Genomic DNA, 12,811 nt, shown 5'->3' on the forward strand with positions numbered 1-12,811 from the left:
GGGCTTTAACGCGGTTTCAAAACACGTAAAAAGTTAGAAAATCAATTCGCATCTATTTTTTCTAAACGAATCGTTACGCGTCGGTTACGCTCTCGACCTGAAGCAGTATTGTTTGTCATCGCTGGATATCGATCACCATGATAACGGGAAATAATTTTTTCAGCAGGCACCCCTTTCTCCAAAAGATAAGACGTCACTCTTTCAGCACGCTCTTTTGATAGCTCGCGGTTATCTCGACGCGAACCAATCGAATCAGTATGACCATCAATATAAATATATTCCACACTAGGGTCTGAAGAAACATACAAGGCGACTAGATCCAAACGCGCCTTAATCCGATCTGTCAGGTTCACCCCATTGGTCGGAAATAACGCCGCCGTTCTCGCAATTTGATCGTAATTTACCGGCAACAAACTGGCTAAACAGCGCCTAAATTCGGTGTAAGCTGGCGCAAAATTAATGTTCGACAACCCCACTTCGATAGTCTCACGGCTATTTTCCCACGCCGTTCCCGCCACCACAGGGTGACGCCCACGATCTAGGCTCGTCAACATTCTTTCAGCAACCATCCCCCCTACTTCTACGGTCAAACCGTAGCCTGGGTAAGACAAAATATCTAGGGTCTCGGGCTTCACTCCAGGAGACCAATCTGGTGCTTGAGAAATAATGTACACTTGGCCGGTACTAATTTTTCATTTTGCGGCTGCAAAATAAATTTCATTGGTTCACCCGCTTCTTTAATAAAGTGACCTTCCCCATAATTCGGCACCGGATGCGTTAAACTGCACGAAAATATATCGCCGGAAAGAAGCCACTCAGAGTCCGAAATACCGGATTGGTAATGAATAATGGCATTAGCCTGCGCAAATGGCATGGCCATAGTGAGCAAAAATGTGGTGCGAATTAGAAGTTGTTGGGGAATTCCCATTTAGACATCTCGTTCAAGCATTATCAAATGTGTTATGATCCGATCCTATTGTATACCGTTACTGTTGATCAAGCGGCAGAATTAAGGACCTTCTTTTGTCAAACCATGAAATCAAAGATAGATTCCGCGGCTTCCTACCTGTTGTTATCGACGTAGAAACCGCAGGCTTTAATCAAAAAACCGATGCTTTATTAGAAATGGCCGCCAGCATTCTACGAATGGATGAAAATGGCGACATGTATATCCATGAAACCTTAGAGTTTTTAATCAAGCCATTTGAAGGTGCTAACCTTGAAAAAGCCGCACTCGACTTTACTGGCATTGATCCCTTTGCTCCTGGTCGTCAAGACATGCCAGAAAGCGAAGCCATCAACCTAATGTTTGCCAAAGTTCGCAAAGAGCTGAAATCCGTGGGTTGTAAAAGAGCAATATTAGTTGGCCATAATGCAGCGTTTGATCACGGTTTTTTAAATGCGGCGATTGAACGTGCTGATATTAAGCGCAATCCATTCCACCCTTTTTCTAGCTTTGACACGGCCAGTTTAGCGGGTTTGGTATTTGGACAAACCGTATTAGCAAAAGCTTGTGAAGCAGCATCTATTCCGTTTAGCAACTCAGAAGCCCATTCAGCAAAATACGATACCGAAAAAACCGCAGAGCTTTTCTGTGAAATGGTCAATCGTTTAAAACGTCTTGGTGGCTGGCCACTTGTCGAAAATGCAGAAGAAGAGAGCATGGAAGCTATTTTCCATTCAGGAAAATAGCGCCATAATAAAAACGGGCGATATTGTGAAAGCCCGTTTTTCTTCTCACTAAGATGGGCCTATCTATGCAAGGAAAGCGAATTCTGTATCTGCTATTGGGATGGTTCTCTCTCATATCTGGCATTATTGGTATTTTTTTACCCTTACTCCCCACGACTCCATTCGTATTGCTGGCGGCATGGTGCTTTTCTAAATCATCCAAGCGATTTCATGCATGGTTGCTCAATCACAAATTTTTTGGTCCTATTGTGAATGATTGGCAGTCTTCTGACGGCATTCCACGACGCGCACGAAATCGCGCCATTATTTTCATGTGGATCGGTATGGCCATATCTATGATTGTTGTATCGCGTTTCTGGGCGACCCTTGGACTACTTATAATCGGCTTATGTGTCATGACTTACTTACTGCGCATGCCAATTCGTTCAGAAGACAACGACAAAACTCGCTAATTTTTACAGGTATTTTGACAAGCTTTATGATGACACGCCGACACTTTCGACATTTTATCTTCTATCCATTTGCTGCCCTAACCGCACTTATTACCAGTTTATGGTTGGCAACGCCTTTTATTGCAGAACACTATTTAACGTCTTACATTCAGAAACAAGGACAAGCACTATCGATTGGCAAGCTGGACGTCGATTTTTTCCCGCCTAAAATCGATGTAAAAGACATTGTGGTTCAAGATAAAACGCAAGATACGCTCACACTCAAACGCGCCATTGTCAAAGTAGAAATATGGCCTCTTTTTACCAAAACCGTGCATCTATCAGAAGCCAGCATTGAAGACTTGCATCTAAAAGTTGTCCAACAAGGAAAAGACTGGATCATCGCTGGGATTAACACGGCCCAATTCATTGCCCCTGAAGATCAACAAGAATCCGAGCCTGAGCCTGAAACAACAGCGCCGTGGGCGATAACGCTGCCCTATTTTTCATTTACCAACAGCCAAGTAAACCTATCTCGTCAGCCGGACCCCAGCCTACCGGCAAAAATAGACACCATCAGCCTAAACAACTTTGCAGTAAACGACTTATCAGGCCAGGGATTGTCTTGGCAAGGCAATGTTTCTTTGGCCGCTCAAATAAACAACGCCACATTGTCCTTAAATAGCCAATTTGACTATTCTCCAGAAAAAGCTAATGCCGACCTCCAAATTACCAAGATACATTTACCCATTCAGAGTATTCGCCATTTTCTTCCCTCCCCCTATCATGAAAGCAAGGGACAAGTAGACTTAACAGGAGGTTTTCAGTTTGCTCAAACACAAGTTGATGGCGCTCCTGTTTTTGATATCAAAAGCCTCATGCTAAACACTCAAGTTGAAGGTCTAGATTTACCTTTAGGTGAGCAAGACAAAGTCACATCAAAATCAACATCGCTCGCACTTTCAGAAGCCAATATTCATGTTACCTCAGCGGATCAGCTGACAGCGGCAGGAACGCTTAGTTTACAATCTACGCAGACACACTTTGAGCAAACAGATCTCGTTGCACTATTTGAAGAATTAACCCTAAATACGCCTTTCACTATTATGCGAGATAAACAGGGCTTAACGGCAAACGGCAACCTTGATTTGCAGCTAGAGCAGTCTCTAATTACTCAAGCAGAACAAAAAGCACAACTTGATACACTTGTGCTGAAAATGCCATTCGACATAAAGCAAAATGATGAATTTGGGCTGACTGCGACTGGTGACCTTGATTTGCAATTAGACAAATCTTTCTTTGCTCAGTCCGAAAAAAATGCACAATTTGACAGCCTAGTACTTAAAACACCATTGGATATAGCACGGAATAAAATGGGATTAACCGCGACTGGCGACCTTGATTTACAGCTAGGAAAATCTATGTTTGCTCAAACCGAGCAAAAGGTACAATTCGACGACTTAGCATTAAGAGCGCCCTTTGATGTAAAACAGGAAGAACAATCTGGACTTAGCGCCAAACTTGCCTCTTCTATATTAGACATGAGCGAGTTTTCCCTTTCCTCAGAAAGTCTTGCGGTGCAAAACAAACAGCTACACATTGCACTAAACGACATCGCTTTTACAATGGATCACACTGACACACTGACTGCCTCACTACTTGGGGATATCCAAAGCAATGGCTTATCCGTACAACAAGCAGGTAACACAGCAGACTACGACACTTTTAATTTAACAAACACGCTTTCGCTACAAAAAAACGGCGACACGCTTGCCGTGCAAAACAACCAATTAGTAATAGGTATTAAAGGCTTAAAAGCTAAACAAAGTGATGAAAAACAATTTTCATTAGGGTCTGCCAACCTGACTGCAGACGAATTAAATATAGAGCAAGTTAATCAACAACCACCTGCTATAAAAGGCAGCAATATCAATATTACAAGCGAGTCAGTAGATAGTCTGCTTAGTGATACTAAACGCCTCGCCTCTTGGCGCAACGCGGACATCACGGGTCTGACTTTTACCCAACAAGACAAAGATTTTGACGCTTCCCTAGCGCAATTAAACATTGCCAACCTAACCGTCTCAGAACCAATTTCCGAACCTAATACCAATCAAGCACAACCGGCATTAAGCAAAATTGGCAACATCAAAATCGAACAGGTAAACGCAACTCAAGACGGTGCCAAAATCAAGCAGGTCACTGTCGACTCCGCCAAGGTAAACCTGATATTAGATGCGCAAAAACGTATTAAAAACCTTGTATTTGTCGACACTGAACAACAGAAAGCGCCGCAAACGTCAATAAAAAACCGAACGTCTCCTAGGGAAGAAGACGCTAAAAATGTCATTAAAAACACACAACAAGCAGAACAAAATCCAGCCTTCAAAGCGCCCTACTATGTGATTTTAGACGCTTATGACACGACAGGTTCATCCAGTATTTATGTGCAAGATAACAGTATTTCGCCAGCCTTACAGCGCACATTAGAAATCGAAACATTGTCTTTACGAAACCTCAATACGCAAAAGAAAGATCAAGCCACTGTTCTGGCCTTGAAAGCTCGCAACGGCAAATATGCCACCTTACAAGGTGACGTAACCATTTGGCCGCTTGCCGACAAACTAACCATGGACAGCGAGGCTCGTTATAAAGGAAGCCGAACTGCCACCTTATTCCTCTTATCTTGCCACTATTTTGGGTTATCAAATTGACTCAGGACAGTTAGACCTAGATCTAAAGCTCAAATCTAAAAATGGTATACTGGATGGAACATCGCATGTTTTATTAAGGGAATTTGATTTGGGTGGCCGCCAAGACAGCAGCACTGTTATCAAGGCGGGTGCCGTACCGCTTAATATTGCTGTTAGCGTCCTAAAAGACAGTGACAATAATATTGGCTTGGATATTCCACTTTCTGGTGATATCGAAAACCCTGCATTTGGTTGGCAAGACTTCTTGCTCTTGCCCGTTCGAAAAGCACTGTTTAGCGCATCGAGCACTTATTTAATGCAAACCTTCGTGCCCTACGCAAACGTCATCAGCATTGCTCAATTTGCAGGAGACCAGCTCCTGAGAATTCGTGTAGAACCGCTGATATTTACTGCCGAAGACAGTAACTTAAATGAGTCTCAAGCCGTTTTCTTGCAGCAGCTTAGCGCATTGATGAAAGACAAAAAAGACAGTCAGCTTAAAGCATGTGGCATCGCCAGTTATCTTGACTTGGGTCTTCCCAGCCCCCCTGTGTCGATCGATGATGAGAGCAAAGAAAAGGCCAGAGTGCTGGCGCAAAAGCGCGCCGATCACTTAAAAGACTATTTGGTTAATGAAGGTATCGCTTCATCACGAATTTTTCTTTGTTCACCTGAAATTGACCTTTCCAAGAGCAGCAAACCAAGGGTGGAGTTGAACTTTTAAAGTTCAACTTACTAGCATTCCACACAGCAAAGCCGCGATAGCCCGCGGCTTTTTTTATGTCAAAAAAAGGCAAAGAATCTCAGGCAAAAGTGCAACCTTCCCTAGACTTTACACCCACCATTGAAAAACAAAATAAACAGGCCATAACAGTAGATGAGGCATGAAAAAAACAGATGCCGAAACGGATGCAAAAATAGCAGGTTAAATTTTTATAGAGTGAACAAAGCCTGACTAGCATCAAGAGAAAATCAGCACAACTAGGTTAATCTTAATCAAGATAGAATCAATATAGGAGGCAATTATGCCAATTGAAGACCATAGTTTAGTGAACGAATTTCCTGAATTCAAAGACGACATCCACCAGCTTAAAATGGACGATGCACACTTTAAAAAACTCTATGACGAATACCACCACTTAACAAAAGAAGTGGAAAAAATGGAACAAGAAATTATCCCTTCAACCACCCTGGAAGAAGAAAAACTCAAAAAACAACGCCTGCAATTAAAAGATACGCTGCAAGGCTACATCAAAGCCTCCAGACTGGCGGCAGAAAAAGCCTAATTTCCAAAAGCCACTACAAGACTAAATCTGAGTCTGTGGTGGCTTTATTTAGCAAGCACTCCTAAGCGCATCCAACACATAACCACATCCACTCCATAACCACACCTAAATAGACCTATCGTAAGTAATGTAAGCCCATTCACATTTGATAATGACTATCATAACAATTACTATACACATCCTTTTCATCTTCTATCTGGTTTAAATTATGACGTTAAGAACCTCCTTAATGATGATGCAGGCTTGTGGAGTACTTGTGTTCTCCAGTGTGCTTTTCGCAGAAACTTCAAGCAGCATTACCTATGATGATTATCTCAATGACTGGGATACAAAAATTAAGGAAGGATCCGACATCGAACTGCAAACACTTCAAGTACAAGGCCGCGCTCTATCCCATTACAAAGAAGATGAAGCCGCCCTAGCCACTCGCACCTCAACCCCCATAGATGAAACACCGCAATCAGTTCAGGTGGTAACCGAAGCACTCATTGAAGATCAAGCAGCAAGACAAATCACCGACTTGTATCGTTCTATTTCCGGTATGTCGCAAAACAACGTGTCCACAGTGACATTACGAGGTTTTAGCCAAGACGAAGTACTCTATGACGGTTTAAAAGGCGATCCTTTTGGCGACTTTTCCATTCCTCAGTTGTTTACCATAGAACAAATACAAGTCCTCAAAGGCCCATCTGGCGCAGTCTATGGCGCAGGCGAACCGGGTGGCGTCATTAACTATGTGACGAAAAAACCGGCGTATGAACAGAAAAACACGCTAAAAGTCAGCGCGGGGAATAAAGACTTCCTAAGCGGTAGCATTGAGTCTTCTGGTCCTGCCAACGAAGACGCATCGCAACGTTACCGTGTTGGTATTTATTCCGACGGCCAAGACTCTTACCGCAACAATGTGGAAGAAGAAAACCAGATTATTGATCTAGGTTACGCTTGGGACATCGACAGTAATAATACATTGACGGTTCAGTATACCGACATTCACCAATACATTTCTGGTGCGCGCTTACGCGGTATTCCCACCGATGACGACGGTAATTTCTTGGCTGATACCTCATGGAACAATAACGAAAAAAGCGATTACCAAGAACTAGACGCGCAAGTTTTTCAAGCGCGCTTGGATCACAGTATCAACTCATGGCTAGACAGCAATGTGTCTGTGCGTTATTTTGAAAATACAGAGACTCAGAAATACCATGAAATTAGCAAGCTAATAGACAGCGACAAAGACGGCACAGTGGATACCACTCAGCGTCAGTACCGTGACCAAGTCCGCACTCGTAAAGGCATTACGCTGGCTGGCAATTTAATTGCCGAATTAGGTGATCATACAGTGCTTGTGGGCAGCGACTATTTCCATCAAAAAAATAGTTTTCTCTATAGTTATGCAAACAAAGCCGATGGCGTCTCTAACCTTAGCCTAACTGATCCTATCTACGGCCAAGATAATGTTAATAGCTATACTATGCATTTAAAAACGGATGAAACCACCATAACCGATCGCCTAGGACTTTATGCTCAAGATCAATGGAAGTTAACCGAACGTTTAGATTTATTGACTGGCATACGGGTTGATCGTTTCGAAGAAGAATATCAAGATCATACTTCCAGCGCTGGCAAACTAGACTACCACGACACAGGTTATTCCAGCCGCATTGGTGCGACCTATAAAATCAATGACAACTGGAAACCTTACACTTCTTTTTCCACTGGATTTGTACCACAAGACGCGGCAGACCAACAGAAATCAGCCGATGGTAGTTTGTTTGACCCAGAAGAAAGCCGACAAGTCGAAGTGGGTGTACGTAGCTATTGGTTTAACAACAAGCTCAATATCAACCTCGCCGCATACCACATCATTCGTGAAAACATATTGCAAGAAGCCCCAAATGACAGCAACTTATTGGTTTCATTTGGCAAAGTTCGCAGTCAAGGCGTAGAGCTGGACATCATGGCAGACATCACTCCTCGCTGGGTCGCCAACGTGAGTTATGCCTATAATGATACTGTCGTTAAAGAAGCCACCGATGGCATTCAATATGCCAGTGGCGACCGCTTTGCCAATACGCCCTACAATCAATTTGGTGCTTGGACACGCTACGACTTCCCAAGCATAGACTCCTCCATAGCGTTAGGAGCAGACTATGTTAGCGATCAAATCAATCGTCAGGGACAAACCGTCAAGCCTTATACGGTTTACGACTTGTCTTGGCAAACACGCTATGAAGATTGGAAGTTCCAGCTAAACATCAAAAACTTGTTCGATAAAGAATACGCCGTCAGCGGCTTTACAGAAACCATAGGCTCATTTGTTGGCGAACGCCGTCGCGTTTACGTCACTGCTGCCTACGACTTCTAACGTAATCAATCTATAAAGGGGGGCAGATGTCTTTATCTCTCCCCTTTCACTTACTCAACTTTTGACCTAGATCAAACGGACCTTATTTAGATCACTAATCCCACCTTCAACGCTTGAGTTCAATCAACACGCAGGTAAACTCCGCCCGTTTTGATAGATCGGTGAATACCATGTTACAGCGTCCAGAATTATTGTCCCCCGCAGGTTCATTAAAAAATCTACATTACGCCTTCGCCTACGGTGCCGATGCCGTGTACGCAGGACAGCCACGCTACTCATTAAGAGTACGCAATAACGAGTTTGATTTGGAAAAACTTGGCATTGGTATTAATGAAGCACACGAGCTAGGCAAAAAGCTCTATGTGGTCAGCAATATCGCACCACACAACGCAAAACTGAAAACCTACTTGCAAGACTTGGCGCCAGTGATTGACCTCAAACCAGACGCCCTCATTATGTCCGATCCGAGGACTCATTATGATGGTTCGCGAAGCCTTCCCCGATCAGCAAATTCACCTTTCAGTACAAGCCAACGCGGTGAACTGGGCGACCGTGAAATTTTGGCAACAGCAAGGCATTTCCCGCGTAATTTTGTCGCGAGAACTGTCATTGGATGAGATCGAAGAAATTCGTCTAAAAGTGCCAGACATGGAACTGGAAGTGTTTGTACATGGTGCACTCTGCATGGCCTACTCTGGTCGTTGCTTACTGTCTGGTTACATGAACAAACGTGATCCGAACCAAGGTGCCTGCACCAACGCCTGTCGCTGGCAATACAACGCCCATGAAGCCAAGCAAGACGACGTAGGCCAAATCATTGCCAGCAGCGCTGCCCCTTTGTCAACGCAAACGTCGGCGGTGCAAATTCAGGAACCCACCGACCAACTGTTTTTGCTACAAGAGCATGGCCGCCCAGACGAATACATGCCAGCCTTTGAAGACGAGCACGGCACCTACATCATGAACTCAAAAGACCTGCGCGCCATTCAGCACGTAGAGCGATTGGTCAAAATGGGCGTGCATTCATTGAAAGTAGAAGGCCGCACAAAATCCTTCTACTACTGTGCCAGAACCGCACAAATCTACCGCAGAGCCATTGACGATGCTGTAGCGGGTCGTCCTTTCGACACCTCACTGATGAACAGCTTAGAAAACCTTGCTAACCGTGGTTACACAGACGGCTTTTTACAGCGCCATCGTCACGTAGACTTGCAAAACTACGAAACTGGCAATTCCATCAGCGAACAACAGCAGTTTGTTGGTGAAGTGATCGCCAGCAACGACAATGCCCTCACCATTGAAGTGAAAAACCGCTTTAGTCTTGGCGATTCATTAGAGCTGATGACACCAAAGGGCAACGTCACCTTTGCATTGAACGAGCTAAACGACAAACAAGGTCGTCCTATCGACGTTGCCAAAGGCAGCGGCCACATAGTGAACCTACCTTGTCCATCTGGTATCGACGCCAACATGGGGATTTTGCTGCGCAACTTATCCCAAGGCCAAACCACACGTCAGCCACATAGTAAAGCAAGCGCGTAAGAGACCGTCATGGCACTACTCATCAACAACCGTTGTATAAACTGCGATATGTGCGAACCCGAGTGCCCCAATGACGCTATCAGCATGGGGCCAAAAATATACGTCATCAATCCCGATAAATGCACCGAGTGTGTTGGTCACTACGACCAACCTACCTGCGTTGCTGTCTGCCCGATCGACTGTGTAAAACCCGATCCAGACAGACGTGAAACAGAAGAAGCGTTATACGAAAAGTTTGTAGAGATGTACTTTGACACCAGCATTTAACGCCCTGCCAATATCAAACGCATCTTAGATTGCTGGCAAGTTTTGAGCTAACCATTGCTGGAATTGTGCTTTCGGTAAAGCGCCGGATAGACGTGCCACTTCTTTGCCATGATGAAAGATCATCAGAGTCGGGATGGAGCGAATATTAAAGCCGCCTGCCGTCGTTTGGTTCTGCTCGGTATCCAGCTTCACAAAACACGCTTTTGTCGACATCTCACCGGCTACCTGTTCAAAAACAGGCGCAAATTGCTGACACGGCCCACACCAAGACGCCCAAAAATCGACAACTACGGGTAAATCATTGTCTGTAATATAACGTCTAAAATTTTGGTCACTGCCTTTGACAGGACTGGTAGAAAGAACGGGGTTCTTACACTTGCCACAAAGAGGCTTATTGCCCAGCTTGTCTTTCGGTACACGGTTCTTTGTCGTACAACTTTGACAAACTATTTGTATCGGTGAATTGGTCATTTTGAGCCTCGTAATTAAGTGCTTGCATTCATAAACAGGTCGGAATTAAATCGAAATACTTCATGTTTGCCAACCTCGAAAACGAAAAAAGCGAATCACTTGATCCGCTTTTGATAGTACACACCACTCCACTCACATCGTGGTGCTACTCTTCTGCATCCGCATGAGACACCGCTTCAAAGGCGTCCATTTGCTCAAAGTTTTCCAACCAAAAAGACGAACTCACCAAGCTAAATTGACGAGCCACGCCATTATCGGCTATCTGTTTTAACTGCCACACAATGCCTTTCGACTCAGGAAAGTGCTTACCTTTGATTTGGTCTTCATATAAACGATTAATGAGCGCGTCATCACCTTGCCCACTCGCCAATAATCGCACAATAGCCGAATGCATAGAGATATCAAAAATAGCCATATCTTCTGCATGCGCTGCGCTGACGGCCAGCGTCATTTCAGCCCCCGTTGGCTTGGCGAATTTACCATTAAAGGCTTCACGCAAGAGTCCATAAGCATTAAAAAAACGCTCATGATACAGGCAATCGGGGTATTCTTCCCATGAGGATTCATTCAACATATCACGACTCATTTGCTCAACCTTGCCACGAGACAACTTAGGAAATAAGTGCGTCAACACCACCACAGCAGCGTCTTCCGGCTTTAGATCACTTAGCGACATCAAGCACATTTCGCGCCGCTCGGCCGCGTCCATCGCATCAACATCGTCATCAAAATCCATCAGCGTCAGAAGCGCTTTATAATCCTCACCAGACCACGCATTTGAAATCTTACTAATCTTCTTAAAGGAATCGATTTGAACGGTAAACTTAGCTTGCATCGAGCACTCCTATATGAACGCCAACATTGCAGAAAATAACGCTAAAAGGCTTTATAAATAGCCCATGATGATCTTATAAAAAAAACAGACCGAGTTACCAATGTACCCTGAGTGGAAGCAACATGCTATCCATAGAAAGAAATGTTTTAGAAAGGGATTTCACAGAAAAAAGAAATGCCACACAAAAACACATGAGCAAGATAAGAGACTAAGTGGCAAGCTTAATGCCGCTGCGCAGGGGCTTTAAAAAACGAAAGAATAATTAACAACAAAGGGCTAAACCAGAGAACACTGTCTTTATCCTACTGGTTATCGCCAACAAGAAAATTACTTTTTGATAGGAAAAGTACGATACCAATCCAAGTTATCTACTTCCATATCGACTGGTGCTTTAACCACTTTTTCACGGCGTTTAAAAAGGCTCGTCAGTTTATCGAACAAACCGTTTACACCGGTGACTTTTAGCGTGTCTAATACGTTAGAAGATAAAGGTTTGCTGTCGACTGCGCTCATAATAATCACTCCGAATAACAGGGCATAAATAGATATAATTCTATTACTTGAGCCATTTTAATCAGAGGAAAGCCACCAAACAAACGATGCTTTTTCACGAAAATGCTGAGTTTTGTTCAACTATTAGATAATTGGGTAGCCATCATGTCACAACTTATCAGGTCAGATAAAAGCATTCTATTCTTTATCTGACCGTAAGTTCGCATGTCTATTTAAAAAATTAATACCCTTTAGATGGCGGAGCTTCCTGATACTGTGGAAGACCATCGGCCAACGCTAACCACGGCTGCTTAGAAGACACCCAAAAATGCATGTCAGGTGTAAACAGTGATGAATCATCCAGACTGCCCACCGTCAAGCCAATAACACCAGCGGAAGAACGTCGAGAAAACACACTTGAACCACAATGTGAACAAGCCCCCGTTCAAGTGTCTCAGAAGAATAATAGGTATTTATCGGCCCAGTGATAGACACATCATCAATACGCATTAACACGCGTGCATTAAAAGCCGCACCGATAGCTTTTTGACATTCATGACAATGACACACTCTCTGATTCAACGGCTCCGCTGTTGTCTCATATCGAACCGCCTGACACAGGCAACCACCTCTAAACGTAATCATTTTATAATCCTTCTTCGTATTAGGCTAACTTTGATAAGCAACTCTATTTCCATACCAATAAAAATTAAAGCTAATTTCAGAGGTATTAT

The 12,811-nt window shown here is 43.8% G+C and carries 13 protein-coding genes and 2 pseudogenes; 8 read left to right on the plus strand and 7 right to left on the minus strand.

Going from position 1 to position 12,811, the window contains the following annotated elements:
• Nucleotides 1-41: 41 nt before the first annotated feature.
• Nucleotides 42-476, minus strand: a complete 435-nt coding sequence (locus AC0L6V_RS09495) for an OmpA family protein (RefSeq protein WP_418139083.1) — start codon at nucleotides 474-476, stop codon at nucleotides 42-44.
• Nucleotides 465-928, minus strand: a pseudogene (locus AC0L6V_RS09500) (flagellar protein MotY); the annotation flags it as partial. The gene AC0L6V_RS09495 and the pseudogene AC0L6V_RS09500, both read right to left, overlap by 12 nt.
• A gap of 95 nt (nucleotides 929-1,023) precedes the next feature.
• Between AC0L6V_RS09500 and rnt the strand changes: the two are divergent.
• The 8 genes and pseudogenes from rnt (at nucleotide 1,024) to AC0L6V_RS09540 (ending at nucleotide 10,279) form a co-directional block, all read left to right on the plus strand.
• Nucleotides 1,024-1,692: a ribonuclease T gene (gene rnt / locus AC0L6V_RS09505; protein WP_265219016.1), complete on the plus strand. Its 669-nt coding sequence runs from the start codon at nucleotides 1,024-1,026 to the stop codon at nucleotides 1,690-1,692.
• Nucleotides 1,693-1,757: 65 nt separating this feature from the next.
• On the plus strand, nucleotides 1,758-2,144 hold the full coding sequence (locus AC0L6V_RS09510) for a YbaN family protein (RefSeq protein ID WP_265219015.1): 387 nt from the start codon (nucleotides 1,758-1,760) through the stop codon (nucleotides 2,142-2,144).
• Nucleotides 2,145-2,170: 26 nt separating this feature from the next.
• On the plus strand, nucleotides 2,171-4,837 hold the full coding sequence (locus AC0L6V_RS09515) for an AsmA family protein (RefSeq protein WP_265219013.1): 2,667 nt from the start codon (nucleotides 2,171-2,173) through the stop codon (nucleotides 4,835-4,837).
• Nucleotides 4,821-5,540, plus strand: coding sequence for a DUF748 domain-containing protein (locus tag AC0L6V_RS09520; RefSeq protein ID WP_418138968.1), 720 nt, complete (start codon nucleotides 4,821-4,823; stop codon nucleotides 5,538-5,540). Before AC0L6V_RS09515 ends, AC0L6V_RS09520 begins: the two co-directional genes overlap by 17 nt.
• 301 nt (nucleotides 5,541-5,841) lie before the next feature.
• The gene (locus AC0L6V_RS09525) at nucleotides 5,842-6,102 is read left to right on the plus strand and encodes an HP1242/YdcH family protein (RefSeq protein WP_111606925.1); all 261 of its coding nucleotides are present in this window, start codon (nucleotides 5,842-5,844) and stop codon (nucleotides 6,100-6,102) included.
• Nucleotides 6,103-6,310: 208 nt separating this feature from the next.
• On the plus strand, nucleotides 6,311-8,470 hold the full coding sequence (locus tag AC0L6V_RS09530; protein WP_265219009.1) for a TonB-dependent siderophore receptor: 2,160 nt from the start codon (nucleotides 6,311-6,313) through the stop codon (nucleotides 8,468-8,470).
• A gap of 170 nt (nucleotides 8,471-8,640) precedes the next feature.
• Nucleotides 8,641-10,012, plus strand: a pseudogene (trhP, locus tag AC0L6V_RS09535) (prephenate-dependent tRNA uridine(34) hydroxylase TrhP).
• A gap of 9 nt (nucleotides 10,013-10,021) precedes the next feature.
• Nucleotides 10,022-10,279, plus strand: a complete 258-nt coding sequence (locus AC0L6V_RS09540; RefSeq protein WP_265219008.1) for a YfhL family 4Fe-4S dicluster ferredoxin — start codon at nucleotides 10,022-10,024, stop codon at nucleotides 10,277-10,279.
• A 24-nt stretch (nucleotides 10,280-10,303) separates the two neighbouring features.
• Here the strand turns inward: AC0L6V_RS09540 and trxC are convergent, their stop codons facing one another.
• The 5 genes from trxC to AC0L6V_RS09565 all read right to left on the minus strand — a co-directional run bounded on the left by trxC (nucleotide 10,304) and on the right by AC0L6V_RS09565 (nucleotide 12,722).
• Nucleotides 10,304-10,750, minus strand: a complete 447-nt coding sequence (gene trxC / locus AC0L6V_RS09545) for a thioredoxin TrxC (RefSeq protein WP_265219007.1) — start codon at nucleotides 10,748-10,750, stop codon at nucleotides 10,304-10,306.
• 145 nt (nucleotides 10,751-10,895) lie between these two features.
• On the minus strand, nucleotides 10,896-11,585 hold the full coding sequence (locus AC0L6V_RS09550) for a hypothetical protein (protein ID WP_265219006.1): 690 nt from the start codon (nucleotides 11,583-11,585) through the stop codon (nucleotides 10,896-10,898).
• Nucleotides 11,586-11,912: 327 nt separating this feature from the next.
• Nucleotides 11,913-12,098, minus strand: a complete 186-nt coding sequence (locus AC0L6V_RS09555; protein WP_265219005.1) for a hypothetical protein — start codon at nucleotides 12,096-12,098, stop codon at nucleotides 11,913-11,915.
• A 220-nt stretch (nucleotides 12,099-12,318) separates the two neighbouring features.
• A complete protein-coding gene (locus AC0L6V_RS09560) occupies nucleotides 12,319-12,456 on the minus strand; it encodes a GFA family protein (RefSeq protein WP_473483068.1) in 138 nt (45 codons plus the stop codon).
• Complete coding sequence (locus AC0L6V_RS09565) at nucleotides 12,453-12,722, minus strand: GFA family protein (RefSeq protein ID WP_265219003.1); 270 nt, start codon at nucleotides 12,720-12,722, stop codon at nucleotides 12,453-12,455. The genes AC0L6V_RS09560 and AC0L6V_RS09565 overlap by 4 nt, the downstream gene beginning before the upstream one ends.
• Nucleotides 12,723-12,811 lie beyond the last annotated feature (89 nt).

The organism is Marinomonas sp. G8-14, assembly GCF_055808935.1.